This is a genomic window from Halalkalibacter suaedae (genome assembly GCF_017939705.1).
Lineage (GTDB): Bacteria > Bacillota > Bacilli > Bacillales > Bacillaceae_D > Halalkalibacter > Halalkalibacter suaedae.
The window spans coordinates 483,530-509,797 of the sequence record NZ_JAGKSQ010000001.1; the positions used below are offsets into that span (position 1 = coordinate 483,530).

Annotated in this window: 29 protein-coding genes; 3 read left to right on the forward strand and 26 right to left on the reverse strand. The window is 40.2% G+C overall.

What is annotated here, in order from left to right:
* Window positions 1-191 precede the first annotated feature (191 nt).
* The 11 genes from eno to J7W16_RS02410 all read right to left on the reverse strand — a co-directional run bounded on the left by eno (window position 192) and on the right by J7W16_RS02410 (window position 10,460).
* On the reverse strand, window positions 192-1,484 hold the full coding sequence (gene eno / locus J7W16_RS02360) for a phosphopyruvate hydratase (protein ID WP_210595441.1): 1,293 nt from the start codon (window positions 1,482-1,484) through the stop codon (window positions 192-194).
* 86 nt (window positions 1,485-1,570) lie between these two features.
* On the reverse strand, window positions 1,571-3,103 hold the full coding sequence (gpmI, locus tag J7W16_RS02365) for a 2,3-bisphosphoglycerate-independent phosphoglycerate mutase (RefSeq protein WP_210595443.1): 1,533 nt from the start codon (window positions 3,101-3,103) through the stop codon (window positions 1,571-1,573).
* Complete coding sequence (gene tpiA, locus J7W16_RS02370; RefSeq protein WP_210595444.1) at window positions 3,100-3,855, reverse strand: triose-phosphate isomerase; 756 nt, start codon at window positions 3,853-3,855, stop codon at window positions 3,100-3,102. Before tpiA ends, gpmI begins: the two co-directional genes overlap by 4 nt.
* Window positions 3,856-3,882: 27 nt before the next feature.
* Window positions 3,883-5,064: a phosphoglycerate kinase gene (locus tag J7W16_RS02375; RefSeq protein ID WP_210595446.1), complete on the reverse strand. Its 1,182-nt coding sequence runs from the start codon at window positions 5,062-5,064 to the stop codon at window positions 3,883-3,885.
* Between the two features lie 94 nt (window positions 5,065-5,158).
* A complete protein-coding gene (gap, locus tag J7W16_RS02380; RefSeq protein ID WP_210595456.1) occupies window positions 5,159-6,166 on the reverse strand; it encodes a type I glyceraldehyde-3-phosphate dehydrogenase in 1,008 nt (335 codons plus the stop codon).
* A gap of 60 nt (window positions 6,167-6,226) precedes the next feature.
* Window positions 6,227-7,252, reverse strand: coding sequence for a sugar-binding transcriptional regulator (locus tag J7W16_RS02385; protein ID WP_210595458.1), 1,026 nt, complete (start codon window positions 7,250-7,252; stop codon window positions 6,227-6,229).
* A 131-nt stretch (window positions 7,253-7,383) separates the two neighbouring features.
* Entirely contained in the window at window positions 7,384-7,635 is a 252-nt protein-coding gene (locus J7W16_RS02390; RefSeq protein ID WP_210595460.1) for a glutaredoxin family protein, read from the reverse strand.
* Window positions 7,636-7,752: 117 nt separating this feature from the next.
* Complete coding sequence (locus J7W16_RS02395; RefSeq protein ID WP_210595462.1) at window positions 7,753-8,448, reverse strand: hypothetical protein; 696 nt, start codon at window positions 8,446-8,448, stop codon at window positions 7,753-7,755.
* Window positions 8,448-9,197 carry a hypothetical protein gene (locus tag J7W16_RS02400; RefSeq protein ID WP_210595464.1) on the reverse strand — a complete coding sequence of 250 codons (750 nt, stop codon included), beginning with the start codon at window positions 9,195-9,197 and terminating at the stop codon, window positions 8,448-8,450. The genes J7W16_RS02395 and J7W16_RS02400 overlap by 1 nt, the downstream gene beginning before the upstream one ends.
* A complete protein-coding gene (locus J7W16_RS02405; RefSeq protein ID WP_210595465.1) occupies window positions 9,178-10,080 on the reverse strand; it encodes an ATP-binding cassette domain-containing protein in 903 nt (300 codons plus the stop codon). Before J7W16_RS02405 ends, J7W16_RS02400 begins: the two co-directional genes overlap by 20 nt.
* Window positions 10,077-10,460: a GntR family transcriptional regulator gene (locus J7W16_RS02410; RefSeq protein ID WP_210595466.1), complete on the reverse strand. Its 384-nt coding sequence runs from the start codon at window positions 10,458-10,460 to the stop codon at window positions 10,077-10,079. The genes J7W16_RS02405 and J7W16_RS02410 overlap by 4 nt, the downstream gene beginning before the upstream one ends.
* 274 nt (window positions 10,461-10,734) lie before the next feature.
* On the opposite strand from J7W16_RS02410, the gene clpP reads away from it, so the two are divergent.
* Entirely contained in the window at window positions 10,735-11,337 is a 603-nt protein-coding gene (gene clpP / locus J7W16_RS02415; protein ID WP_210595467.1) for an ATP-dependent Clp endopeptidase proteolytic subunit ClpP, read from the forward strand.
* Between the two features lie 794 nt (window positions 11,338-12,131).
* Here clpP and J7W16_RS02420 read toward each other — a convergent pair.
* The 7 genes from J7W16_RS02420 to J7W16_RS02450 all read right to left on the reverse strand — a co-directional run bounded on the left by J7W16_RS02420 (window position 12,132) and on the right by J7W16_RS02450 (window position 18,146).
* Window positions 12,132-12,386, reverse strand: coding sequence for an HPr family phosphocarrier protein (locus J7W16_RS02420; RefSeq protein WP_210595469.1), 255 nt, complete (start codon window positions 12,384-12,386; stop codon window positions 12,132-12,134).
* 30 nt (window positions 12,387-12,416) lie between these two features.
* Window positions 12,417-13,373 (reverse strand): DNA-binding protein WhiA, encoded by a 957-nt coding sequence (gene whiA / locus J7W16_RS02425; protein ID WP_210595476.1) that lies wholly within the window; start codon window positions 13,371-13,373, stop codon window positions 12,417-12,419.
* 23 nt (window positions 13,374-13,396) lie between these two features.
* The gene (locus J7W16_RS02430) at window positions 13,397-14,353 is read right to left on the reverse strand and encodes a gluconeogenesis factor YvcK family protein (RefSeq protein WP_210595478.1); all 957 of its coding nucleotides are present in this window, start codon (window positions 14,351-14,353) and stop codon (window positions 13,397-13,399) included.
* Window positions 14,350-15,246, reverse strand: a complete 897-nt coding sequence (gene rapZ / locus J7W16_RS02435; RefSeq protein ID WP_210595480.1) for an RNase adapter RapZ — start codon at window positions 15,244-15,246, stop codon at window positions 14,350-14,352. The genes J7W16_RS02430 and rapZ overlap by 4 nt, the downstream gene beginning before the upstream one ends.
* Window positions 15,247-15,267: 21 nt before the next feature.
* A complete protein-coding gene (locus tag J7W16_RS02440) occupies window positions 15,268-15,732 on the reverse strand; it encodes an NUDIX hydrolase (protein ID WP_210595482.1) in 465 nt (154 codons plus the stop codon).
* Between the two features lie 337 nt (window positions 15,733-16,069).
* Window positions 16,070-17,011 (reverse strand): thioredoxin-disulfide reductase, encoded by a 942-nt coding sequence (trxB, locus tag J7W16_RS02445; protein ID WP_210595484.1) that lies wholly within the window; start codon window positions 17,009-17,011, stop codon window positions 16,070-16,072.
* A gap of 94 nt (window positions 17,012-17,105) precedes the next feature.
* Window positions 17,106-18,146 (reverse strand): tetratricopeptide repeat protein, encoded by a 1,041-nt coding sequence (locus J7W16_RS02450; RefSeq protein WP_210595487.1) that lies wholly within the window; start codon window positions 18,144-18,146, stop codon window positions 17,106-17,108.
* Window positions 18,147-18,410: 264 nt separating this feature from the next.
* On the opposite strand from J7W16_RS02450, the gene mntA reads away from it, so the two are divergent.
* Window positions 18,411-18,815 (forward strand): type VII toxin-antitoxin system MntA family adenylyltransferase antitoxin, encoded by a 405-nt coding sequence (gene mntA / locus J7W16_RS02455; RefSeq protein WP_210595489.1) that lies wholly within the window; start codon window positions 18,411-18,413, stop codon window positions 18,813-18,815.
* Entirely contained in the window at window positions 18,805-19,209 is a 405-nt protein-coding gene (hepT, locus tag J7W16_RS02460) for a type VII toxin-antitoxin system HepT family RNase toxin (RefSeq protein WP_210595490.1), read from the forward strand. Before mntA ends, hepT begins: the two co-directional genes overlap by 11 nt.
* 453 nt (window positions 19,210-19,662) lie before the next feature.
* Here the strand turns inward: hepT and hisIE are convergent, their stop codons facing one another.
* The 8 genes from hisIE to J7W16_RS02500 are packed head-to-tail and all read right to left on the reverse strand — an operon-like array spanning window position 19,663 to window position 26,088.
* Entirely contained in the window at window positions 19,663-20,289 is a 627-nt protein-coding gene (hisIE, locus tag J7W16_RS02465) for a bifunctional phosphoribosyl-AMP cyclohydrolase/phosphoribosyl-ATP diphosphatase HisIE (RefSeq protein WP_210595492.1), read from the reverse strand.
* Window positions 20,286-21,044 (reverse strand): imidazole glycerol phosphate synthase subunit HisF, encoded by a 759-nt coding sequence (gene hisF / locus J7W16_RS02470; RefSeq protein ID WP_210595500.1) that lies wholly within the window; start codon window positions 21,042-21,044, stop codon window positions 20,286-20,288. The genes hisIE and hisF overlap by 4 nt, the downstream gene beginning before the upstream one ends.
* On the reverse strand, window positions 21,045-21,782 hold the full coding sequence (gene hisA / locus J7W16_RS02475) for a 1-(5-phosphoribosyl)-5-[(5-phosphoribosylamino)methylideneamino]imidazole-4-carboxamide isomerase (RefSeq protein ID WP_210595502.1): 738 nt from the start codon (window positions 21,780-21,782) through the stop codon (window positions 21,045-21,047).
* A complete protein-coding gene (gene hisH, locus J7W16_RS02480; RefSeq protein WP_210595510.1) occupies window positions 21,775-22,419 on the reverse strand; it encodes an imidazole glycerol phosphate synthase subunit HisH in 645 nt (214 codons plus the stop codon). Before hisH ends, hisA begins: the two co-directional genes overlap by 8 nt.
* Before the next feature lies 1 nt (window position 22,420).
* Window positions 22,421-23,005, reverse strand: a complete 585-nt coding sequence (gene hisB / locus J7W16_RS02485) for an imidazoleglycerol-phosphate dehydratase HisB (RefSeq protein ID WP_210595512.1) — start codon at window positions 23,003-23,005, stop codon at window positions 22,421-22,423.
* Entirely contained in the window at window positions 23,005-24,276 is a 1,272-nt protein-coding gene (gene hisD, locus J7W16_RS02490) for a histidinol dehydrogenase (RefSeq protein ID WP_210595520.1), read from the reverse strand. Before hisD ends, hisB begins: the two co-directional genes overlap by 1 nt.
* The gene (hisG, locus tag J7W16_RS02495) at window positions 24,273-24,911 is read right to left on the reverse strand and encodes an ATP phosphoribosyltransferase (RefSeq protein WP_210595528.1); all 639 of its coding nucleotides are present in this window, start codon (window positions 24,909-24,911) and stop codon (window positions 24,273-24,275) included. The genes hisD and hisG overlap by 4 nt, the downstream gene beginning before the upstream one ends.
* A 1-nt stretch (window position 24,912) precedes the next feature.
* Window positions 24,913-26,088 (reverse strand): ATP phosphoribosyltransferase regulatory subunit, encoded by a 1,176-nt coding sequence (locus tag J7W16_RS02500; protein ID WP_210595530.1) that lies wholly within the window; start codon window positions 26,086-26,088, stop codon window positions 24,913-24,915.
* Window positions 26,089-26,268 lie beyond the last annotated feature (180 nt).

A 26,268-nucleotide genomic window follows, 5' to 3' on the forward strand; every position in this document is an offset into this window, starting at 1 on the left:
ATAGTATAAAATAACAGAGATTAGGGTTTCTAACTTCATTTTTGTTCGATTATCTAACGTAAGTAATCGTAAGTTTGTCCGAAAAGTAGACATTCAACAAAGAAAATACCCCAAAGGTAGAATCCACCTCTGGGGTATTGATGAGGCCACTGAAAAAGGTGAACCTTTTTCAGCGGCCTTGTATTACTCAATTACTTATTCTTCAGGTTATAGAATGCAGACAAACCACCGTAAGTTGCTACGTTAGCAAGCTCGTCTTCAATACGAAGAAGTTGGTTGTACTTCGCTACACGGTCTGTACGTGAAGGAGCACCTGTTTTGATTTGACCAGCATTTGTTGCAACAGCGATATCAGCGATTGTCGCATCTTCTGTTTCACCAGAACGGTGAGAGATAACTGCTGTGTAACCAGCACGCTTCGCCATTTCGATTGCTTCAAATGTTTCTGTTAATGTACCGATTTGGTTAACTTTGATTAGGATTGAGTTACCAATTCCTTTTTCAATACCTTCAGCAAGCTTCTTCGTGTTTGTTACGAACAAGTCATCTCCAACAAGTTGGATCTTGCTTCCAAGACGGTCAGTTAAAAGCTTGTGACCTTCCCAGTCGTTTTCGTCTAAACCATCTTCAATTGAGATGATTGGGTATTTTGCAACAAGATCTTCGTAGAAAGTAACCATTTCTTCAGAAGAAAGAACTTTACCTTCACCTTTTAAGTGGTACTTTCCGTCTTCTTTGTTGTAAAGCTCAGAAGATGCAACGTCCATTGCAAGACGAACTTCTTCACCTGGCTTGTAACCAGCTTTTTCGATTGCCTCGATAATTGTTGAAAGAGCTTCTTCGTTTGAAGAAAGGTTTGGAGCGAAACCACCCTCATCACCTACAGCTGTGTTATAGCCTTTGCTCTTAAGTACTGCTTTAAGATTGTGGAAAATTTCTGTGCCCATGCGAAGAGCTTCTGCGAAGTTCTCAGCACCTACTGGCATAACCATGAATTCTTGAATATCTACGTTGTTATCAGCGTGCTCACCACCATTGATGATGTTCATCATTGGTACTGGAAGTTGCTTCGCGCTGAATCCACCAAGGTAAACATATAAAGGAATACCTAGAGCGTCAGCAGCAGCGTGTGCTACAGCCATAGATACACCAAGGATTGCGTTAGCACCTAACTTGCTCTTGTTTTCAGTACCGTCTAGCTCGATCATTAGGTTATCAATACCAAGTTGATCAAGTGCATCAAAGCCAACAAGTTCTGGAGCAATGATTTCGTTTACGTTGTCAACTGCTTTAAGAACTCCTTTACCCATATAACGGTCTCCACCATCACGAAGCTCAACTGCTTCATATTCACCTGTTGAAGCACCACTTGGAACTAAAGCACGTCCCATTGCACCTGATTCAAGATATACTTCTACTTCTACTGTTGGATTACCACGAGAGTCTAATACTTCGCGTGCGTAAACATCTGTAATCATTGTCATTATAAGTCACTCCTTAATTAGTTTATTGAATGAATTCAATTTAGTTTGTCTAATTCCTACTAAAGCATGCTAATTTTACAAAAGCTTTACTTAATTAACGCTTCACCTGTCATCTCTTTTGGTTGTTTCCCACCAAGAAGAGCAAGTACGGTTGGAGCAAGATCAGCTAACTTACCATCTTGACGTAACGCAACACCCTCTTGTGTCACAATAACTGGAACACGATTGGTTGTATGGGCCGTCATTGGTTTACCCTCATCAGTTAGAACTTCATCTGCATTACCGTGATCAGCAGTAATGACAGCAGCTCCACCTTTAGCAAGAATCGCATCAACGATTTTGCCAAGACATTCGTCTACAACTTCAACCGCCTTAATTGTTGGCTCAAGCATACCTGAATGACCAACCATGTCTGGATTAGCAAAGTTTAAAATAATCGCATCATGATTGTCAGCCTCAATATCTTTAAGTAACGCGTCCGTTACTTCATAGGCACTCATTTCAGGCTGTAAATCATATGTTGCTACTTTAGGAGAATTAATTAAAATTCGATCCTCACCTGGAAATGGTTCTTCTCGTCCGCCACTAAAGAAAAACGTCACATGTGGATATTTTTCTGTTTCCGCAATTCTAAGTTGCGAAAAGTTTTGTTGAGAAAGAACTTCTCCAAGAGTATTATCAAGATTTGTTGGTTCAAAAGCAACAAATCCTTTTACTGATTCACTAAAGTGAGTCAAGCACACATAGTGAAGATTTTCTGGATGGTTTACACCACGATCAAATCCTCTAAAGTCCTCATTAGTGAAAACCTGAGACATTTGAATCGCACGGTCTGGACGGAAGTTAAAGAAGATAACTGCATCATCATCCTTAACCGTTCCAACTGGTGTTCCGTCTTCCTTTGTAATCACAGACGGGATAATAAACTCATCAAAAATATTACTCTTATAGCTATCTGAAACGATATCTAGTGGATCTGTGTAAGTCGGGCCTTCACCGTATACCATTGCTCGGTACGATTTCTCAACACGGTCCCAGCGCTTATCACGGTCCATTGCATAGTAACGACCATGAACGGTTGCAATTTCACCAACACCAAGGTCTTTCACTTTGTTCTGTAGACCACGAAGATATACTTCTGCCGATGTTTGGCCAACATCACGTCCATCAAGGAAACCATGGATGTATACTTTCTCTACATTCTCTCTTTTCGCAAGCTCAAGAAGTGCAAAGAGATGCTCAATATGACTGTGAATCCCGCCATCTGAAAGTAGACCGTAAACATGTAAGGCACTATTTTTCTCCTTAACATGCTTCATTGCGTCAAGAAATGTCTTGTTTTCAAAGAAGTCTTTTTCACGTATCGATAAATTCACACGTGTTAAGCTTTGATAAACAACTCGACCTGCACCAATATTTAAGTGACCCACTTCTGAGTTACCCATCTGGCCTTCAGGAAGTCCTACTGCTTCACCTTGTGCCTCAAGGGTTGCATGTGGGTATTGATTCCAATAACGATCGAAATTTGGTTTCTTCGCTTGGGCAACAGCATTACCATTTTCTTCATCTCTCATCGCAAATCCATCAAGGATGATCAGAGCGACTGGCTTCTTACTCATTTACCTTCCTCCAATAGAGACAGGAATGAAGCTGTTTCTAAGCTCGCACCACCAACAAGTGCACCATCGATATCAGATTGTGCCATATATTCCTTAATGTTAGCAGGCTTTACACTTCCACCATATTGAATACGAACAGCTTCGGCTGCATCTGTCGAAAATGCTTCAGCAACCACTTTACGAATATATGAACATACTTCGTTTGCATCTGTTGCAGAAGAAGATTTACCTGTTCCAATTGCCCAAATTGGCTCATATGCAATGACTGTATTTTTCACTTGTTCTTCAGTTAAGCCAGCAAGACCTGCCTCAACTTGAACTTTGACAACATCGTTCGTTTGACCAGCTTCACGCTCTGCATCTGTTTCTCCGCAGCACATGATTGGCACTAAGTTATGCTTGAATGAAGCATGAACTTTTTTATTGACTGTTTCATCTGTTTCAGCAAACATTTCACGACGCTCAGAGTGACCAATAATCACATAATCGACGTTCATATCAGCTAAGGCTTCAGGACTAATTTCGCCTGTGAATGCACCATTTTCTTCAAAGTGAACGTTTTGAGCACCAATCTTAAGATCAGTCCCTTTCGCTGCACTTACTAAGCTTTCTAAAAATAACGCTGGTGAACAAACAACAGCATCCACTTCACTGTTTGCTGGAACACTATTCTTCACTTCTTCAACAAATTGCTTTGCTTCACCAAGTGTTTTGTTCATTTTCCAGTTACCGGCAATAATTGGCTTACGCATCTTTTCACCTCGTTTAATTTATGGGAATTACTTATCAGTTAACGCGTCTACACCTGGAAGTACTTTACCTTCCATGAACTCTAGCGACGCACCGCCACCTGTAGAGATATGACTCATTTGATCAGCCATTCCAAACTTTTCAACCGCAGCAGCAGAATCTCCACCACCAATGACAGAGTAAGCATCGCTATCTGCTAAAGCTTGACCGACACCTTTTGTCCCTTTTGAAAAAGCTTCTAATTCAAATACACCCATAGGTCCGTTCCAAATAACTAATTTAGAATTTTTAACTACTTCACTGTATGTAGCAAGTGTTTTAGGCCCAATATCAAGTGCTTCCCAATCAGATGGAATTGAATCGATTGGCACAACTTTGATATTTGCATCATTAGAGAAGTCATCAGCAATTGTTACATCTTGCGGAAGATAGAGGTTAACACCATTCTTCTTCGCTTTTTCCATAAATGATTTTGCTAATTCAATTTTATCTTCTTCTAAAAGCGACAAGCCAATTTCATGACCTAATGCTTTAACAAATGTATAAGCAAGTCCGCCACCGATAATCAAGTTATCTACTTTATCAAGTAAATTGTCGATAACACCAATCTTATCCTTAACCTTTGCTCCACCAATAATCGCTGTAAAAGGACGCTCAGGATTTGATAATGCTTTACCTAATACTTCAAGCTCCTTCTCCATTAAAAGACCAGCTGCTGAAGATAGGTGGTGTGCAATTCCTTCTGTTGATGCATGAGCACGGTGAGCTGCACCAAACGCATCATTTACATAAACATCAGCAAGTGCTGCAAATGCTTTTGCAAGTTCCGCATCATTTTTCTCTTCACCCGCATAAAAGCGAACATTTTCTAGTAAAAGAACATCACCATCAGTTAGAGCGTTAGCCGCTTCTTCTGCTACTGGTCCATGTGCTTCGTCTACTTTCTTCACGTCTTTTCCTAGAAGTGCACTTAGACGTGCTGCAACTGGAGTTAAACGTAGCTCCTCAACCACTTCACCTTTTGGACGACCAAGATGTGAAGCTAAAATAACTCGAGCACCTTGCTCAACAAGAAGTTGAATTGTTGGGATAGCTGCACGAATACGAGTTTCATCTGTTACTTCGCCGTCCTTCATAGGTACATTAAAGTCAACACGACAAAACACTTTCTTTCCTTTTAGGTCAAGATCACGGATTGATTGTTTGTTCATTTTAGTAGACCCCCTCTAGTATGATTGATTAATCTTAACAAGCGGAAAAGAGGAGGAGAATATACCTTCTGCCTCCTCTACCAACTTCTACCTATTATAGTCCTTTGTTAGCGATGTATTCAACTAGGTCTACAACGCGGTGAGAGTAACCAGACTCATTATCATACCAAGAGATTACTTTAACCATGTTACCTTCCATTACCATTGTTGAAAGGGCATCGATTGAAGAAGAATGTGGGTTACCATTGTAATCAGTAGATACTAATGGCTCTTCGCTGTAGTGAAGAATTCCTTTAAGATGTCCTTCAGCAGCTTCCTTAAGAGCATTATTTACTTCTTCAGCAGTAACTTCTTTATCAAGTTCAGCAACTAAGTCAACTAAAGATACGTTAGGAGTTGGAACACGTAATGCTCCACCATTTAACTTACCTTTAAGCTCAGGAAGTACTAGAGCAACGGCTTTAGCAGCACCTGTAGTTGTTGGAATGATGTTTTCAGCAGCTGCACGAGCACGACGGTAGTCCTTGTGTGGAAGATCAAGGATTTGTTGGTCATTTGTGTATGAGTGAACAGTTGTCATCATACCACGCTTAAGACCAAACTTATCGTTAAGAACCTTTGCGAAAGGTGCAAGGCAGTTTGTAGTACAAGATGCATTTGAGATAACCTCATGGTTAGCTGCATCATATTTATCTTCGTTAACACCCATTACGATTGTAATATCTTCATCAGATGCAGGAGCAGAAATGATTACTTTCTTAGCACCAGCTTCGATATGCTTAGCAGCGTCTGCACGCTTTGTGAAGAAACCAGTTGATTCAACAACGACTTCAACACCACGATCGCCCCATGCAAGGTTTGCAGGGTCACGGTCAGCTGAGATGTTGATTACTTTTCCATCAACAACTAGTGAGTTACCGTCTACAGATACTTCAGCGTCTAATTTACCGTGTACTGTATCATACTTAAGTAAATGTGCAAGCATATTAGCATCAGTTAAGTCATTGATAGCTACTACCTCTACATTTGGGTTCTTAAGTGCAGCACGGAATACGTTACGTCCAATACGTCCAAAACCATTAATACCTATTTTTGTTGCCATGTTCAATCTCCTCCAGTTTTTCTAATTAGATTTATCAAAAAGGGTTATTAGCCCTTTTATCTACGGTAAATGTAACAATGATTCAGCAGCTGCTTCATCAGTAATCAGTACATCACTAGGGCGATATTTCATATATGAAGCAATCGCTTCCGCCTTTGAATCTCCGCCAGCAATGGATATTACATACTTATCATCATTCTCTAAGTCATCTAGCTGAAGACCAATTGTCCGCTGCTTATGAATAGGTTTCCCGCTTCGGTCAAAATAAAAACCAAACGATTCTCCTACAGCTTCTTCTCGGTCAAGCTTATCAACAAAAGAAAACTGAGAATCACGACGAAGTGCCATTGTTCTAGCATCACCAATTCCGTGAATAACTGTTGAAGCAGATTTAATCAGCTTTAGGATATCCTGTACTGATGGTTCTAATACAAGAGATGTGTAAGCTTCCTCACTGATTTGCTCAGGCACATGTAGAAGCCTGTACTGTGCTCCAGCTCGAGTCGCTAACTGAGCACTTATGGTGTTCGCCTGGTTTTCTACTTGTTCTCCAAGCCCACCCCTTGCTGGAACAAACATCACATCGCGAAGCTTCGGATCTGGCATCATCATCTCAGCAACAGCTGCAACGGTTGTACCACCCATAACTGCAACGACATCTTTATTTCCTAGACGTGATTTTAAAAGACTTACACAAGACCGTCCCATCTCTCTTTTAACCCATTCATCCTTATCACTGTTTCCAGCAACAACAATGACTTGTTTTACTCCGAGTTGGGCTTCAAGACTTGTCTCAAGCTCCCTTAATCCAAGGAGCTCCTTCATCACATCTTCAAGGGTTAAGAATAACGTTTCCCCTTCGGCAGTTACACTCATCCCTGCCGTGGCAAAATGAACAAGTCCCTGTTCTTTAAGAAACGTAACCTCTCCTCGCAAAACCCTTTCGGAAATTTGCAAGTTCTGGGCCAGACTTCTTCTGCCAATCGGCTGCATTAATTTTATGTATCGTAGGATTCTGTAACGCTTGATCATGACATCAAGCAAATCGGGCAATAACTTTTTTTGCATGTCTAATAATCGTTTCATCGAGTCTAACCCCTCGCTTGTAAGTGGACTCTTTTTGTCCCGCATAGACGTTTCGTGTCCCGATACTCCCAAAAAAAAGACGTAATCCTTTTTACTCTTATATAGTATCAAGAATCACTCTTTTTCACAAGTTAAAATTCTCCAATTTTCGCTTGAAGGTAGCTTTTAACTTTATTTTCAGATATTTGACCAAAGTCAATTTCAACTCCATCACTTACGACAACAGGGATCATAATCTGATATTTTTCGAGTAATTCATCATCCTGATATATATCTACAACCTTAATCTTAAACGTAAATTCAGATTGTAGAGTGCTAATTTTGGCAATGGCCTTATCACAAAGTGGGCAATCAAGCTTTGAGTAAACGGTGATCACTTGCATTTGTTATCCTCCTCTTTTGCTTCTACTTTAGTTGTACCAAATGTAGCTATCCTTCACAAGTTTGAGCGAAAAAGGGGCCCCAACAGGTTGACACACCTTTGGAAACACCCCTTATCATTAAAATTCTTCCTCGTCCTCGATATCAATATAAACATTTGGATGGGACGACACCTCAACACCCTCTGGTATTTCCAAGTATAAAATCGTTTCTCCATACCAAACAGAGGATCCCATACGATCATGATCGATCTGTTTTTCTGTAAATTGAGTAATCGTGAATTCTTTTTGTTCCTCTGCAAAGGTAAGCTCATATTCCTTTGGAGGAACTAATAGCAACTCATTTCCGGTTTGTTGTATCTCAATTGGTTTAATATGTTCTGAAACATCTATACCGTTTATGATGTGATCTGTTGCATAAAAGGCTCCACGTAGCTGCCCCGGCTTTTGTATTCGTTTGACTATAATAGAAGGTCCATAATAGTCATCATCAACAGTAAAGTGAATGCGATCACCAATTGGTATGCTCCATTCCTTAAGCTTGTAATCTTCTAACTCATCAAACCGACTTTCTTCTAACAAATTGTACAAATCAATTTGTTGTTCTGGCTCTTCTTCAACCATTTCAAACCTCACTTCAGAAGTTGGAGTGTAGGCGTAAATAGCAACAGAAACTAGTAGCAGAACAACATATATAAATACGAGCGGCCTTAGCATATTTTGACCGAAAAAGATTCCAATCCCTCCGAATGGTTTTGAGACACTTAGAAAAATAACAAGCATTGTGATAAGCAAGACGATTAATAAGAGAAACATTACCTAACCCCCAATCGATTTGACCCTACGATTGATAGCGAAAATAGAATAAGTGAGATGATAATAATTTTAACTGCAAAAAGAGAAAAGGATGACTCAGTAAAAAGATGTTTATTCAGTACGGAAAGAATGAAAGGGAGCTCATTTTGACCAGCTCCAATATATAAGCTTCCGAAACCAGCTGCCGGAATAACAAGAACAAGTATCTTATGAAACTGAGCAAGCATCCCTACGAAATAGCCTACAGCACAAACTAGCAATACATATAAAATCGTGGCTCCAATCCCAACGAAAACCTCAACTGGTGCATCCAGGAGTGAAATGGTTTTCAGTGACTCAAACCCTCTAAAATAATAGAGAATAGATTTCAAAGCAAATCCTGAAAGCATAGACGTCAGTCCACCAAATACACTAATTGTCACGAGAAACGCAATATTGGCTAAATGGCTACTTAAACGATTCGCAATAAACGTAAAATCATCGTAACGATAACCTCTTGTCGTAATGAGGACTGACGTGATAAATCCCCATAACAATGTGAAAGCGATCATCATATCGGCAGAGAAATATCGGATTGTCATAGAAATTTGATCAGAACCTGTTCCGTACATTGACGAACCATTTGATGCAAAAACCATGGCAATAACTTGTAACAACATTAATGTTCCAAATACACCAAAATAAGATTTCAGCTTAAACAAATATTGTTTTTTTGCAACCTCTTGTAAGCTAATTCTCTTTAAAGACATCGTCAATTCCTCCTTTCGTTTTACTTGTCAGATAAACACACAAGTCACTTGATCGAACAGCCGACAGTTCTAATCCTGAAGCTTTGATCTCATTTTTCTCACTTTCATAGAAGTCATCTTCTACAACGACGTACGTGCTATCAACACCGACTGTTTTTGAGTAATAAACATCTCTATCCTTTGTCCACTGATCAACAAGGTGTTTGGGTCCAGTCATCCCGATTGCCATACTTTTGAGTGTTGATAATGACGTGTGTAAGCAAACTGTTCCTTCCTTTATTAAAAGAACGTCCTCAAGGATGTCTTCAATCTCATCCATATGATGACTTGATAACAGAATCGTTCGCGGATGTGCTAAATAATCCTTTAACAAAGCTCGATAAAAATCAGCTCGTACGGCCGTATCCATCCCTGTTGTCGGCTCATCAAATATTGTCAATGGACAACGAGCGGCTAACCCAATAATCATATTGAACGTACTTTTCTTTCCTTTTGACAAACGGTTGTGACGTTGACCGGCGTTAAATGAAAAGTAATCAAACAAACGAAGAGCCAGCTCATGATCCCAGTTAGGATAGAAGCTCTTTGCCACTTGTAAAACCTCCCGTAAATCAAGCGTTGTTGGTATACCCATTTGATCATCTACGAGAATTGTATTTGCTGAGACAAGTAAGCTATTAAACGGATTTTCAGAGAACACTTGTATTTCTCCGCTCGTTGAGTGTGTAAAACCAGCAATTAACTTCAATAACGTTGTTTTTCCAGCACCGTTTCTACCAATCACACCCGTTATAATATTTTCTTCTATTGTAAACGTAACATCTTGTAGTGCCTTCATATTTCCAAAGGACTTTGAGACCTCCTTACAACGAACGACACTCATCCTTCTTCCCCCTCCTTTTGATTCGCCTCTTTAATCATTTCTAGTAGTTCCGTTTCATCTACATTCAATTGCCTAGCCTCTTTTACTAAATCAGCTACTAACTGTTGCAATACTCCATTTTTCCGTTTTTGTAAAATGATTTCTTTTGCGTGTTCAGAAACAAACATACCGAGTCCTCGCTTTTTAAATAAAATGTCGTCGTCTACTAATAAATTTAAGCCCTTCGCTGCCGTTGCAGGATTAATCGTAAACATGTCTGCAAGCTGATATTGTGAATAAACCTTTTCGTCTACATGGAGATTTCCTCGCAGGATTTCCGATTCAAGCCAATCGGATATTTGAACATAAATCGGCTTGTTTCCATCATGATCAAGTATCAAGCACTTCAACTCCTTTCTAGCATACTGCATTACTGTTGTAATGCAGTATATGATAAATTGTAAATAAATTCAAGTGAATTCACCTAATAAATAGAAATAAACCTAGTCTTCCTCTTTCTAGAGATACTAGGGTAGTTTAACTGTTTAGAAAATCGGTTATCATGAAAGCAGGGTTTAAAACTATAGATAGGGAATAGTATAGTATAAGAAGAAGTGTTATTATTTGACCTTCTTTGACCTATTAAGTATGATGTATACATAATCAGAAAGAAATATGAAGGAGGATTTACTAATGAATTTAATCCCTACAGTTATCGAACAAACAAATCGAGGTGAACGTGCTTACGATATTTACTCGCGTTTGTTAAAGGATCGTATTATTATGCTTGGAAGTGCTATTGATGATAATGTAGCAAACTCCATTGTTGCTCAGCTTCTTTTCCTACAAGCAGAAGATCCAGAGAAGGATATTTCAATTTATATCAACAGTCCAGGTGGGTCGATCACAGCTGGTATGGCTATTTATGACACAATGCAATACATCAAGCCAAAGGTATCGACAATTTGTATCGGTATGGCTGCATCAATGGGTGCATTCTTACTTGCAGCTGGTGAGAAAGGAAAGCGATTCGCTTTACCTAACAGTGAAGTGATGATTCACCAACCACTTGGCGGAACACAAGGTCAAGCGTCAGACATCCAAATCCATGCAAAACGTATTATCGAAATGCGTGAGACTTTAAACAAGATTCTTTCAGAGCGCACTGGTCAACCGATCGAAGTGATTGAGCGTGATACGGATCGTGATAATTTCATGGTGGCTTCAAGAGCACAAGAGTATGGATTAATTGACAAGGTTATTCCTGCTTCAAAGTAATTACTAATTGAAGTTAGTTTACATGTTAGACAGAACGCCTTTGAGAAATTTCTCAAAGGCGTTTTTGCTTAATTTAATTGTAGTTGGTGACACCGAACAATTCGAGACTCCTGCGAGAAGTGGCGTGACAAAGTGAGACAGACGATAGGTTATTGGCATTTAAAGAGAGTGGCCATAATATGTCGCTTCGCACACGCTACCGGGATGGGGGGCACGCTTTCCGCAGGAGGGCGTTGAACTAACCGGCTGTGCCGGTGGATTTCAACCTGCCCTTTTTTCCTGCAGGAGTCGATCCGCCCATCCCGTCCGCTTTGATGACAGGAGAGATGGAATTTTTTTCTCTTAACAGTGAATATCAAGAGAATATTAAAACTTTTTGGGTGAGTATTTAAGTATAACGGATCTTTTCGGCATACAAGTTCAGAGTGCCACTACAATTTTCATAGTTAACTTCAAACAAATCATAACTCTAAAAAACGAAAACGAGAATAAAATAAATAAGGAGACAGTCTAGGTTATCCAAATATGGGCCACCTTTTCCTGTTCTCTATTTTCTTCTCCAACAACAACTCAAAATGATCTTTATCAGTATCTTTTTTTCCGAGATGGCTCACGGTTCTCCCGAGGGAAAGTAGCAAGGTGAAGCGGAAATCAACTTGTCCCTATACCTAACCTACCTTTTTTATCTAACTTTTAACTTTTCCACAATTTTAAATTAGAGTCTAAGTCAAACTAACAAAAAACACCCCCCACCTTTTTTCGTTAAAGGTAAGCGGTGTCTTAGTTTTCTTTACTTATTCTTGTTCAATGAATGCACATAGAACCTCTAAAGCTTCATCTTCATCTCGTCCTTCAGTAATGAGCGTTAACTCTGTTCCATTACTAATAGCTAAACTCATTAGACCCATGATACTCTTCGCATTCACCTTTTTTGTATCTTTTACAATAAAGACATCAGATGAAAAACGGTTAGCCTCTTGTACAAATAAAGCTGCCGGTCTAGCTTGCAATCCGGTTTTTCTGTTTACTGTAATCTTTTTTTCAGCCATCACTACAACTCTCCCTTCAAAACGATCGTATTATTTTGATGCATCAAACGCTTCCCCATTTCGTAATTTGTTCGCGATTTCATCAATTTTTCGTAATCGGTGGTTAACCCCTGATTTACTTACTTTACCACTCTCAACCATCTCACCGAGCTCCTTTAATGTTACATCTTGGTGAAGAACACGTAGTTCAGCAATTTCCCGTAACTTAGGGGGTAATTCTGCAAGTCCTAACTCACGTTCAACAAATCGAATATTCTCCACTTGACGAAGAGCAGCTCCCACCGTTTTGTTTAAATTGGCTGTTTCGCAATTCACGAGGCGATTAACCGAATTTCTCATATCCTTCATTATTCGCACATCTTCAAAATACAGGAGTGCTTGATGTGCCCCAATGATATTCAGAAACTCAGTAATTTTTTCGCTCTCTTTCATATACGTAATGAACCCCTTTTTTCGTTCCAATGTTTTTGCATTTAATTGATATTCGTTCATCAATTCACATAAGGAGTCATTATGCTCTTCATAAAGAGAAAAAATCTCTAAGTGATAAGAGGACGTTTCCGGATGATTAACTGAGCCCCCAGCTAGAAAGGCTCCACGCAAATAAGCTCGTTTGCAGCAAGACTCTTCGGTTAGATCCTTTGAAATAGTTCGTATAAAAACAAAGCCCTCCGCCAAGATCCCTAATTCTTCCAATAGATTCTTAGCCTCATGCTGCATTCTAACAAGATACACATTGTTTTTCTTGAGTCTCATTTTCTTTCGAACAAGTAGCTCAACAAACATTGACGGATATACTCTCTTAATTAACGTGTAGATCCTTCTTGCGATCGCAGCATTTTCCGTTGTCACATCCAAACTTATTTTCATTTGACTAAAGGACAGAGAGCCGTTCATCCGAATGAGTGCAGCTAATTCCGCTTTGGCACAGCAGTCATCTTGTTCAAGTTGTGTTAATTCCTTCTTGGTTGTGGCTGCAAAGGACAAAGCCCTCACTCCCTTCAGCTCTTTTACTTCTTATTAGACTTCATCCGCAATAGGGCCTCTGATACTTTCAAGGCATCATGCCTTAGCTTTTGTTGCCGCTCCAATACGAAATGCCCTTGGGTAATAGAGATTCCAATTTCCCTTATACGATCCTCATCGACCTTAACCGGAACAGCTCCTTCTTCCTCGTAAAGCTCTCTTACCTCGGAAGATACAGGTGATCCATGGACAAGAATTTCATTAACTAGTCCGTCCCCGCAATGATCGACAATGGCTTGAATATGGTCAGCAGCAGTAAATCCATCGGTCTCCCCATTTTGAGTCATTACGTTACAAATATACACTTTTCTGGCGTTAGATTTCTTGATCGCATGTTGGATTCCTGGTACCAATAAATTAGGAATCACACTCGTATAAAGACTTCCTGGACCGAGCACGATCAAATCTGCTTCTTCAATTGCACTGACACTCTCAGGAAGTGGGTTCACATCATTCGGAGTTAAAAAGACTTTGCTGATTTTCTTTTGTTCTAAAGGAATTAAGGATTCCCCTGTAACAATAGTTCCATCTGTCATTTCAGCATTTAAAACAATACTCCGATTTGCAGCTGGATATACATTTCCACGGACATTAAGAACTTTACTTATTTCCGTGATACCACGAGCAAAGTCCCCTGTAATTGAAGTCATTCCAGCAAGTAGTAAATTGCCAAGCGAATGACCTGATAATCCATTCCCATTAGCAAATCGGTGCTGAAAAAGTTCTTCTACAAGCGGTTCTACTTCAGAAAGAGCAATGAGAACGTTCCGAATATCCCCAGGCGGAGGAATATTGAGTTCTTTTCGCAGACGACCTGAGCTCCCACCGTCATCTGCCACTGTAACAATGGCAGTAATAGAAACAGGGAATGTCTTTAATCCTCTTAGCAGGACGGATAGTCCAGTTCCCCCACCTATTACAACCACATTTTGTTTCTTCACTTAGCCATTCCCTTTGCCTTTTCAATATCTCGATGACTGACATGAAGAACATAATCATCAGCAAATGTTTTCCCGAAATACTCTGCTAATGTCACCGACCGGTGTTTACCGCCTGTACACCCAATTCCTATAACAACCTGACTCTTTCCTTCGCGCTTGTACTGTGGAAGCATAAACTTTAATAGATCTGTTAGCTTTTCAATAAATTGCTGTGTCTCCGTCCACTTAAGAACATAGGAGGACACTTCTTCCTCAAGCCCCGTTTTTGGTCTCATATGTTCGATATAATGCGGATTAGGTAAGAATCTAACATCAAAAACAAGATCTGCATCTATCGGAATACCATACTTGAATCCAAAGGACATGAGATTGACAGAAAAAGGATGCTTTTCATTTGTTGAGAAACGTTGAATAATACGTTCTCTCAATTGAATTGGCTTCAAATCAGTTGTATCAATAATCTGTTGGGCCCGACCTTTTAGCTCTTCTAACATCTCTCGCTCTAACTTAATTCCAGCAAGTGGCAAGCCATTAGGAGTTAAAGGATGAGAACGACGTGTTTCTTTATAGCGTTGAACAAGCTTAGCATCCTTAGCATCTAAATAGATGATTTGCAATTTGAAATTCAAATGCGGAGCGAGGCTAATAGAGTCAATCGCTTCGAAGAGATGATCGAAAAACTTTCTCCCACGTAAATCAATAACAAGAGCAACCTTTGTCATCTTGCCTTGAGACCCTTCAATTAATTCAATGAACTTTGGTATTAGTGCAGGAGGAAGATTATCGACGCAAAAATAGCCTAAATCTTCGAAACTCTGGACTGCAACAGTTTTACCGGCTCCTGACATTCCAGTAATTATAACAATTTCAATCTCTTCACGTTCGATGCTCATCCCATCCCCCTCTTTCAATCATTATGTAATAGCTGGATCTAGTCTATACGAAGTGAGCTTGAAATCTTCAGTGTAGTAGAAGGTGCCATATAATATTCCTTTGTTCTGGAAAATGTGCTTAAATATAAATGAATCTCCCTCAGCCATTGGTAAGTTGCAAACTTCGCTTTGCTGCTTCCATTCAAGATGACCTTCTGGTGACATTGCAAGCTGTTGACCTTGAAAATCATTTGCTTGAAATGTAAACATCATCCATTCATCTATAGGTTGATCATCCCTTGTGATTACCACAGTAGATACTGCACGTAATTCAATATCCTTTACAGCTAAGCCTGTTTCCTCTCGAAATTCACGTGTAGCTGCTTCTAGAATGGTTTCACCAGGTTCCATTTTCCCACCGGGGGCAACCCACCAAAGCTTGCTAGGCTTTTGCAAAAGTAACGCCTCGTCATTTTTTAGTAACACACAATTCGTAATTCGTTGCAATAACCCCACCTCACTATGACTACATTATACAATTAATTGAAAATTCCCGCTAGCTTAAGCGGAATGACATAATATTCAATATAAGTCTTAATCCTCCACAATCTGAAAAAGAGTCTTATATGTAAAGGTATTCATTTCCGATAAAGACATGAGTATAAAAAAAGGGCACGGACATGAAGTCCGTGCAAAATATATAAAAAAGGGGGTCAATTACTTATTTATATCTTACCCTTTTTATATTTCACAACTGTTACAGAAGGATTAAGAACGAGTGACGATTCGTGTAGGATTCTCTTAAAATAGATGAAATTAAGTTATTTACACATAAACCGTTTCATTACTTCTGTTTTTCTGCAAGACTTTCAAGATAATGCTGAACATTTTGAGCAGCGAGGCTTCCATCTCCTGTTGCTGTAACGATCTGGCGAAGAGACTTCTCACGAATATCACCAGCAGCAAATATACCTGGTACCTTCGTTTCCATTTCTTCATTTGTTTCAACATATCCTGCTTCATTTGTAATCCCTAGATTCTTAACACTCTCATTTAACGGTAGCATTCCAATATAGATGAAGACACCATCAGTCTTAAATTGCTTCTGCTCACCTGTTGTCGTATCTTCAATCGTTACACTTGCCACCTTACCATTTTCACCATTGATCTCATTAACAACGTGATTCCAGATGAACTCTACTTTATCGTTATCAAATGCTCGTTGCTGAAGAATCTTTTGAGCTCGCAGTTCATCACGTCGGTGAATGACTGTTACTTTAGAAGCAAAACGAGTCAAATACACAGCTTCTTCAACAGCTGAATCTCCACCGCCGACAACAACTAATTCCTTTTGTTTAAAAAAGGCTCCATCACAAACGGCACAATAGGAAACTCCACGGCCACCTAATTCTTTTTCTCCGGGAATTCCCATTTTTTTGTACTCAGCTCCGGTTGCGACAATCACCGCACGAGCTTTATATTCCTTAGAACCAGCCTTGATAATCTTAATGTCACCCTCGTCAATAATTTCTTTAACATCACCATAGCCGTATTCAGCACCAAACTTCTTAGCATGCTCGAACATTTTTGTCGATAAATCTGGTCCAAGAATATGGTCAAACCCTGGATAGTTCTCAACATCCTCTGTATTGGCCATTTGGCCACCAGGCATTCCTCGCTCAAGCATAATCGTAGATAAATTAGCTCGAGAAGTATAAACAGCTGCAGTCATCCCCGCAGGGCCTGCACCGGCAATTACAACATCATAAATTTTCTCTTCAGTCACTTCATTCACTCCTTATTACAGATGCTTATATTCTTCAATTATCATTTATCATTCATATCGTAAGCGAACGGTTCAAATCTGTCTAATTTCCTGCTCAGGTTTCATCGCTCCACATTTCATAATGGATTGTAGATAGATTGTCCTGCTGAGTATAAAGTTCCGCTTGCTCACAACCTAGGAATGCAGCACGTTCAATGATACTAATTGCATTGTCTTTCCCTGCATGGTAGGCAGCAACTCCCAAACAAAACAATAGCGTCGGACGAATTTCTAATTCGTACTTATTGAAGTCCCTTAAGCGTTCATACGCCAGCTGATATTGACCAAGATCACATAATGTTTCCGCTACCTTGACATAGTGATCTCCATCCATTGGATATACACACTGTAATGACTCAACCATTATTTCTGCCTCTTTAGTTTGCCCATCTTTTGCATAAAACAATGCTAAATTACAAATAGCAATCAAATTACCAGGATCCTTTTCCAAAACGTCTAAAGTAATCATGTACGCTTCTTCGCGATCAGTCCCTAAGCGATAAAGAGCCTCGGCAAGATGATTCTGAGCAGCCCAATAGGTTGGATGCTCTTTAATAATCGTCCTTAACAAAGGAATTGCCGTTTCCACATTGCCCTCTCTAAGCAAATAATGTGCCCGCTCGTGTTGAGCGAGAAGCTCATCTTCTTCCTCAACTAAGCCATCAAATTCATCTTCATCTCGTTCAAACCGAAGCAAATCAAGTAGGTTCTTAGCATCATCTGTGAACCGTTCATCATCACCTAATTCGAGATAACGCAGCGTCATTCGTTCAGCCTTCTCAAAAAAACCAAGATACGCATAATTATTAGCCATGAAGAAATAACACTCAGCAATTTCATCGTTTTCATTCACTAATACCTGCTGTAAAATTTCATTAGATCGTTCGTACTCTCCGATTTCCGAAAGGACTGCAGCTAGTTGAACATGAAAAACCGGTTCTTTCGCAGTTAATTTGACCGCTCGTTCAAACAGTTTTATAGCTCGGTGCAAATGTTTTTTACGGTAGGCTTCAATGCCCCGATGAAAGAAATAGTCTCCACTTCGAAACAATGGAACTACTTTTTGGTTTTCCTGTTCATTTCCTGTTACATTCATGCTGTTCCGTTCCCTCCAGCTTCCTTAATTCATTCCTATAAGTATACACTATTTTCATTCTTTTTGGGCGATAATCACTAAATCGGCTAGAGTGGTTTTAAATAAAGATAAGCGACGTTAAGTAGTACGAACCTTCTTACAAACGCCTGACGAACTATAACCGATATGATTTATTTGATATAATTAGATTAGACAGCTTTTCTGAACTAGAAATTTGGTAATCGCTATTATAAAAAAAGAATGACTGATGGAGGTTTTCTAACTATGAATAATGATATTAAACAAATAATTGTTGATCATTTAGTTGAACATATATCTCCATTCTTAATCATTTTATTTGGCTCAACAGTAAAAGGAACCGCGAATGATCAAAGTGATGTTGATGTAGCATTCTTAAGTAATTTAAAGTTAGATCAATATCAATTATTTATTATTTCGCAAGATCTTGCTTCAAAACTAAATCTTGATGTAGATTTAATTGATTTGAACCAGGCCAGTACCGTTTTTCAAGCCCAAGTCATACATACTGGTAAGATGATTCATTGTTCGGATGAATTGAAGAAAGCTAACTTTGAATTAAAAGTACTAAAAATGTACGCTAAATTAAATGAAGAACGTTTACCTATATTGAGAAATATAGAAGAAAGTGGGTCAATCTATGAACAATGATGTCATTTTAAATAAAATAAGTATTATTGAAAGATGTATAAAACGAGTCAATGAGGAATATGAGGGTGAGCCTCTGAACTTAAAAAACTATACTAAACAAGATTCTATTGTTTTGAATTTACAACGGGCGTCTGAGGCAAGTATAGATCTCGCTATGCATATTGTTGCAGAAAAAAAGCTAGGCTTACCACAGAATAGCAGAGATGCATTCACCCTTTTAGAAAACGAAGGCATTATCCCAACACCACTTTCTGCCAAAATGAAAGCAATGGTCGGATTCAGAAATATCGCCGTTCATGATTATCAAGAGCTTAATCTATTGATACTTGAAAAGATTCTCGAAAAGCATCTACTTGATTTTAATGAATATACAAAAACGATTCTTCTTTATTGATTTAATCTAATCTCCAATAGATGGTATTACTACTTTTAAAGAGGTAGAGGTAGATACAGGGACCCGCTAGATCTCCATTACACTTTTGCTGAGGCCACTGAAAAGATGTAGCTTAAATCCTAAGATTACTTACGGACATCGGTTCCGTTATTTTTGTCTAAATCGTCATTTTTGTTACTTAACGGACATTTAATCCTTTATTTATTGTCCTAACTGTCATTATTTTAAAATTCATATGAAATAACGGATCATATGTCCCTAAAAATAATAAAAAGGGTGATTATTGCGATTTAAGGAATCTCATGTCCGTAAAGAGTTCCACAAAGCGTATACATCTCCCTTTCTAACAGATTCAAGCATCTGACCATGGGCATCTATTTATACAAAAAGCCTGCCGCTAGTCTCTTTTTAACGAGACCGTATCGACAGGCTAAGGTCATGGATTATACACACTTATGACTTATGACGTTCTTCAAGTACATTAAGCACTTCATCAAGCGGTAATTTTTGTTCACGTAGAAGGACTAGAACATGATAGAACAAATCCGCCACTTCCCATTTCAACTCCTCGGGGTCACGATTCTTCGCTGCGATAATGACTTCGCCCGCTTCCTCGCCAACCTTCTTCAAAATCTTATCAACGCCTTTTTCAAATAAATACGTTGTATATGCTCCTTCTGGACGATCAGCTTCACGCTTTGCAATTAAAGCTTCAAGCTCATCGAGAATGGCAAATCGAGTAGGGTTTGTCTTGACTGATTGATCAATTAACGAATCAGAGAAGCAAGTGTAGTCTCCCTTATGGCAAGCCGGCCCTGCTGGAACCACAAGGACGACAAGACTATCTGCATCACAATCATACCGCATATCAATGATTTGCTGTGTATTACCAGATGTTCCGCCTTTATGCCACAGCTCTTGACGCGAACGTGAGTAGAACCATGTTTCTCTTGTTTCCAACGATTTTTCAAGCGATTCCTTATTCATATAGGCAAGCGTTAATACTTCCTTACTCGCTGCATCTTGAACGATTGCTGGCACCAGTCCATTTTGATCAAAGACGATCTTTTCTATTGTCATCGTACGGTCACTCCCTTTTCTTTTAAATACGATTTCACTTCTGCAATCGATGTTTCCTTATAATGAAAAATTGAAGCAGCAAGTGCAGCATCTGCCTTAGCATCATCAAAGACATCCTTGAAATCTTCCTGTTTCCCTGCACCACCAGAAGCAATAACCGGAACCGTTACAGCTTCACTTACAGCCTTTGTTAACGCAAGGTCAAACCCATTCTTTGCCCCATCTTGATCCATACTTGTCAAAAGAATTTCACCAGCACCTAGACGAACCACTTCCTTTGCCCATGCAATGACTTCCCACTCCGTCGCTTTACGACCGCCATGTGTATAGATTCGCCATGAACCTAGCTCTTGATCGTATTTAGCATCAATTGCAACAACAATACATTGCGAACCAAAGAAATCGGCTCCCTCTTTAACAAGCTCTGGTCGATTGACAGCTGCTGTATTAAGTGAGACTTTGTCAGCACCAGCACGAAGGACACGTTTCATGTCTTCAAGTGAGTTAATTCCGCCACCAACTGTAAACGGAATCGCTAGCGTTCCAGCAACTTGTTCAATTACTTCAACCATCGTTTCCCGGCCCTCATGAGAAGCAGAAATATCTAGGAAAACGAGTTCGTCCGCTCCTTGCTCATTATAAAAAGCAGCTAGCTCTACTGGATCACCAGCATCACGTAAGTCAACAAACTGCACTCCTTTAACAACACGGCCTTCCTTGACATCCAAGCATGGAATAATTCGTTTTGTTAGCATCTATTTAACAACTCCTTCAAGAGCCTCTTTCAGTGTGAATTGATTTGTGTAAAGAGCCTTGCCAACAATCGCCCCACTTACACCCTTACTAGCTCGACTACGAAGCTCAGTTAAATCCTCAAGTGAACTAACACCACCTGATGCAATCACCTGTTTGCCAGTCGCTTCAGCAAGTGCAGTAATGGCTTCAGTATTCGGTCCAGACAGCATTCCATCACGAGAAATATCAGTAAAAATAAATACCTCAGCACCAAAGCGAGCTAGTTCCTGAGCAAGTGTTTCAGCTTTAACAGAAGAGGTCTCAAGCCAGCCCTCTGTTGCAACATAACCATCTCTTGCATCAAGACCAATGACAATCCGATGACCACCATATGTTTGCAGCATTTCCTTTGTGAATTCAGGGTTATTGACTGCAACACTCCCTAAAATGACACGATCAACACCTTGTTCGAGGTAGTAGGCAACGTCTTCTGCTGTTCGAATACCGCCACCAATTTGAACCTTTGCGTCAAGCTCCTTAGCAACTCGGATAACATGCTCATGGTTCACACGCTGTTTCGCCTTGGCGCCATCAAGGTCAACCATATGGATCCATTCTGCCCCGCTTTCTGCGAAAACCTTTGCCATATCAAAAGGGGAATCACCATAAACCGTTTCTTGATCGTAGTCGCCTTGCACAAGACGAACACATTTCCCGTCTCTCATATCAATCGCCGGATAAATAACGAACTCACTCATTTGCTTTTCCTCCTTTTTCCACAAGTTCTCCGAAATTTCGAAGAATCGACATTCCTACATCACTGCTTTTTTCTGGATGAAATTGTGTTCCTAATACATTTTCACGACCGACGACAGCTGGTACAACCCCGTCATATTCACTCGAGGCGATTAGTACATCTTCATCATCATGCTTCACGACATATGAGTGAACAAAATAGACATGACCAACTTCTACATTTTTCAGTAGCGGATGCTCTGGCTGATCAAAGCGTAATTGATTCCAGCCCATATGCGGAACCTTATAGCTCTGACCTTCACTAGTCACTCCACTAAAACGCTCAACACGACCTGGTAACAGCTTCAATCCTTCTGTTTGACCATGCTCCGTGCTTTCTTCAAAGAGCAGCTGCATCCCAAGACAAATGCCTAATAGCGGCTTTCCTGACGTTGCCCATCGACGTAAAAAATCGCTTAGCCCCATTTGGTCTAATGTTTTCATTGCATCGGGAAAGGCACCAACACCTGGCAAAACAAGCCCATCCATTTTTTCCAATTCATCGATTTGATCTGTTAGAACATAGTCTAATTGCAAACGCTCAAGAGCTTTGCTAACACTATGCAAATTTCCCATTCCGTAATCAACGATGCCGATCATCTTACAACATTCCTTTCGTGGACGGTACACCTTTTACTCTCTCATCAATGCTAGTCGCTTCATCCAATGCACGTGCAAGTGCCTTGAAGACCGCTTCAATCATGTGATGTGTGTTATGACCGTAATGAACGATAATATGTAGATTCATTCGTGCCTCGATCGCTAGCTTCCACATAAATTCATGAACGAGCTCAGTATCAAACGTGCCTACCTTTTGACTTGGGAATTCAGCTCGAAATTCAAGATGCGGGCGATTGCTTAAATCGACAACAACTTGTGCTAACGTCTCATCCATTGGAACGAACCCATTGCCGTAGCGACGAATTCCTTTTTTATCACCCAATGCATCCTTTAACGCCATCCCTAGACAAATTCCAATATCCTCTGTTGTATGATGATCATCAACTTCTGTATCACCATCTGCATCAACAGTTAAGTTAAAATGACCATGCTTTGTAAAAAGGTCGAGCATATGATCTAGGAAAGGAACACCTGTCGAAAGCTCAGATTTACCTTCCCCATCAATCGCATAATCAAGCTTAATCTTCGTTTCACCAGTGTTTCTTTCAATGTTTGCTTGTCTCATTACTTTCCCTCCAAACGGATATCAATTGCTCGGGCATGGGCTTCAAGTCCTTCTAAGCGAGCAAGAGCAGAAATTTGCCGACCATTTTGTTCAATTGCTTCTTTACTATAAGAAATGATGCTCGTTTTTTTCGTGAAATCATCAACATTCAAGGGACTAGAGAAGCGAGCAGTACCGTTTGTTGGCAACACATGATTCGGACCTGCAAAATAATCACCAACAGGCTCTGAGCTATATGGTCCAACGAAAATCGCACCAGCATGGCGAATTTTTCCGACTAGCTTCATTGGATCCTCGGTTAAAATTTCAAGATGTTCCGGAGCAAGCTCATTGACCACATCAATTGCTTCAACTAAATCTTTAGCAACATAAATGACACCATAGTCCCGTATTGATGCCTCGGCAATCGCTTTTTTAGGTAAAGTCTTTAGTTGCTTTTCAACCTCAGCTGCTACTGCTTCAGCAAGTGTCTGTGATGCTGTCACAAGGACAGCAGAGGCTTGCTCATCATGTTCTGCCTGTGACAGAAGATCAGCAGCAATATAGCGTGGATTGGCTTGTTCATCAGCAAGAACGACAATCTCACTTGGTCCAGCGATCATATCAATGTCAACCTTGCCAAACACAGCACGCTTCGCTAATGCAACATAAATATTCCCAGGTCCAGTGATCTTATCAACGGCAGGAACAGACTCTGTACCGTAAGCTAAGGCAGCAACTGCTTGTGCCCCGCCTATTTTATAAATCTCTTCCACGCCGAGTTCACTTGCTGTAACAAGCACACTTGCAGGCAGACAACCATCTGCTTGACCAGGAGAAACCATTGCAATACGCTGTACTCCAGCAACCTGAGCTGGAATTACATTCATCATAATCGATGATGGGTAAGCCGCTTTCCCGCCTGGCACATAGACACCGACAGAGTCTAGTGCGGTAATCTTTTGACCAAGAATCGTTCCATCTTCCTTCGTCGTCATCCATGATTGACGTGTTTGACGTTCATGGAAATCTCTAATATTATCGATCGCTTGACGAATCGCACTTATAATGTCATCACTAATCTCTTTATAGGCGTTCTGCATTTCTTGCTCGGTTACTCGTAATTGTTGAAGTTCAGCTCCATCGAATTTCTTCGTCAACGAAAACAATGCTTGATCACCTTGCTCTCGGACCTGAGCAATAATCTCTTCAACTGCCTGACGTTGCGTATCTGTCCCTGTATCTAAGTCTCGCTTAATACTAACAGTCCCATCAACTGCTACGATCTTCATTCCGTTCCCTCCTCGATTACCTTGGAAAGACGTTCTACCATTTGATCGATCCGCTCATCCTGCATTCTGTAGCTAACAGGGTTGACAATTAATCTTGAGGTAATCGGAACAATCGTTTCAAGCTCAACTAGGCCATTTTCCTTTAAAGTACGTCCAGTCGAGACAATATCGACAATTCTGTCAGCAAGACCAATTAATGGGGCAAGTTCAATCGAGCCATTCAATTTAATAATCTCAACTTGTTCACCCTGCTCCTTGAAATATTGTGTAGCTAAGTTAGGATATTTTGAGGCAACCTTTGGATTAATATCCTTCTTCTCATAACCAGGAAGTCCAGCTACTGCCATATAGCAAGCACTAATCTTTAAATCGAGCACTTCATATACTGTCCGCTCTTCTTCAATCATCACGTCTTTCCCCGCTACACCAACATCGGCTACACCATGTTCGACATATGTCGGAACATCCATTGGCTTTGCAAGGATGAAACGCATGTTTTCTTCTGGGACATCTATGATAAGTTTGCGGGAATCATCAAATTCTGATGGGAGCTGATAACCTGCTTTTCTGAGCAATTCAACCGCTTCTTCGAAAATACGCCCTTTCGGCATTGCTACTGTTAACCATTCAGTCATCTTAAGCCTCTCCCTTCTTTGCACCAATATAATAAAGAACCTCAATAAATTGCTCTGACATGCTATCGACATCTTTTACTCCAGCAATATCCTGAAGCACGACTTTTGAACCTTCTTCTCTTAATGTTGCTGCCTGTTGAAAGGCTTCCACACGACGTTCCTTACTGAATAGGATGCATGTTTGCTTTGTTTCCTGTGTTTGTCCTAATGCCTCAACAAGTAGATCCAATCTAACGCCAAAGCCTGTTGCTTGACCAGGTCTTTCAAATTTACTTAGCAGCTCATCATAACGGCCACCACTGCAGAGAGGAACACCTAAATTACCTCCATAGCCCTCAAAGACCACACCAGTGTAATAACTCATATGTAAAACAAGATTGAAGTCAACCTTTACATAATCAGCAATTCCATAGCTCTCAAGTACACTCCATAGTTCCTCAAGCTCCTCAACAGCACGAAGTCCTTCTGCACCTTGAACTAGCTTGCTTGCTTCCTGAAGTGATTCTTTGTCCCCACGCAGCTTAAGCAGACTGAGAAGGCGGCGCTGATCAATTGATGACAGGGGCAGGCTTTTGACATGCTCACGAAAACCAACATAGTTTTTCTCATATAGGTAACGACGTAAGACATCTGCACGCTCCTCATTACCGACTATTTCTAATAAGAGAGCATTCACATAGCCAATATGACCAATAGCAACCTTGAAATGTGAAAGACCCGCTCGCTTTAATGCAGCAATCATTAACGCAATCACTTCACCATCGGCACTCACTGTACCATCACCGATTAGTTCTACACCTAGCTGTTCAAACTCAGCTGGCTTCCCGCCCTCATGTTGCTGTGCCCGATACACCGTTGACTGATAGGCAAGGCGAAGTGGATAGGCTTCTCCCTTTAAGCTTGAGGCAACCAGCCTTGCAATCGGTGCTGTCATATCTGGACGAAGAACAAGCGTATTTCCTTGTTGATCTAAAAGTTTAAACAACTGCTGATCAAGAATCGCTGAGGCAACACCAACAGTCTCATAGTATTCTAAAGTAGGTGTTTCAATCATTTGATAGCCCCAGCCAGTCATTTCACTTTCCAATTGATCACGAATCAGTTTCTTTGTCGCATACATTGTTGGAAGGGTATCACGCATTCCAATCGGTTTCTCAAACATAAATGGTTTAGACAAATCAATCACTCCTTTTAAGCTATCTTCTATCAAAACGCTTTAGTTCGCTAATATGCTAATAAGATAAAGTATATCGTAAGTTTACAACGATCAGCAAATGTCGTCAACCGTTTACTATAGGAAAACTTGAAAGACAAATGAAAAAGATCGTCAACTGTTTACAAAGGAAGCAGCATGTAC

Excerpts from the sequence above, each read along its gene's own strand:
- eno (WP_210595441.1), bottom strand. The coding sequence starts at position 1,484 with ATGACAATGATTACAGATGTTTACGCACGCGAAGTATTAGACTCTCGT.
- gpmI (WP_210595443.1), bottom strand. The coding sequence starts at position 3,103 with ATGAGTAAGAAGCCAGTCGCTCTGATCATCCTTGATGGATTTGCGATG.
- tpiA (WP_210595444.1), bottom strand. The coding sequence starts at position 3,855 with ATGCGTAAGCCAATTATTGCCGGTAACTGGAAAATGAACAAAACACTT.
- J7W16_RS02375 (WP_210595446.1), bottom strand. The coding sequence starts at position 5,064 with ATGAACAAACAATCAATCCGTGATCTTGACCTAAAAGGAAAGAAAGTG.
- gap (WP_210595456.1), bottom strand. The coding sequence starts at position 6,166 with ATGGCAACAAAAATAGGTATTAATGGTTTTGGACGTATTGGACGTAAC.
- J7W16_RS02385 (WP_210595458.1), bottom strand. The coding sequence starts at position 7,252 with ATGAAACGATTATTAGACATGCAAAAAAAGTTATTGCCCGATTTGCTT.
- J7W16_RS02390 (WP_210595460.1), bottom strand. The coding sequence starts at position 7,635 with ATGCAAGTGATCACCGTTTACTCAAAGCTTGATTGCCCACTTTGTGAT.
- J7W16_RS02395 (WP_210595462.1), bottom strand. The coding sequence starts at position 8,448 with ATGTTTCTCTTATTAATCGTCTTGCTTATCACAATGCTTGTTATTTTT.
- J7W16_RS02400 (WP_210595464.1), bottom strand. The coding sequence starts at position 9,197 with ATGTCTTTAAAGAGAATTAGCTTACAAGAGGTTGCAAAAAAACAATAT.
- J7W16_RS02405 (WP_210595465.1), bottom strand. The coding sequence starts at position 10,080 with ATGAGTGTCGTTCGTTGTAAGGAGGTCTCAAAGTCCTTTGGAAATATG.
- clpP (WP_210595467.1), top strand. The coding sequence starts at position 10,735 with ATGAAGGAGGATTTACTAATGAATTTAATCCCTACAGTTATCGAACAA.
- J7W16_RS02420 (WP_210595469.1), bottom strand. The coding sequence starts at position 12,386 with ATGGCTGAAAAAAAGATTACAGTAAACAGAAAAACCGGATTGCAAGCT.
- rapZ (WP_210595480.1), bottom strand. The coding sequence starts at position 15,246 with ATGAGCATCGAACGTGAAGAGATTGAAATTGTTATAATTACTGGAATG.
- J7W16_RS02450 (WP_210595487.1), bottom strand. The coding sequence starts at position 18,146 with ATGAATGTAACAGGAAATGAACAGGAAAACCAAAAAGTAGTTCCATTG.
- mntA (WP_210595489.1), top strand. The coding sequence starts at position 18,411 with ATGAATAATGATATTAAACAAATAATTGTTGATCATTTAGTTGAACAT.
- hepT (WP_210595490.1), top strand. The coding sequence starts at position 18,805 with ATGAACAATGATGTCATTTTAAATAAAATAAGTATTATTGAAAGATGT.
- hisIE (WP_210595492.1), bottom strand. The coding sequence starts at position 20,289 with ATGACAATAGAAAAGATCGTCTTTGATCAAAATGGACTGGTGCCAGCA.
- hisF (WP_210595500.1), bottom strand. The coding sequence starts at position 21,044 with ATGCTAACAAAACGAATTATTCCATGCTTGGATGTCAAGGAAGGCCGT.
- hisA (WP_210595502.1), bottom strand. The coding sequence starts at position 21,782 with ATGAGTGAGTTCGTTATTTATCCGGCGATTGATATGAGAGACGGGAAA.
- hisH (WP_210595510.1), bottom strand. The coding sequence starts at position 22,419 with ATGATCGGCATCGTTGATTACGGAATGGGAAATTTGCATAGTGTTAGC.
- hisB (WP_210595512.1), bottom strand. The coding sequence starts at position 23,005 with ATGAGACAAGCAAACATTGAAAGAAACACTGGTGAAACGAAGATTAAG.
- hisD (WP_210595520.1), bottom strand. The coding sequence starts at position 24,276 with ATGAAGATCGTAGCAGTTGATGGGACTGTTAGTATTAAGCGAGACTTA.
- hisG (WP_210595528.1), bottom strand. The coding sequence starts at position 24,911 with ATGACTGAATGGTTAACAGTAGCAATGCCGAAAGGGCGTATTTTCGAA.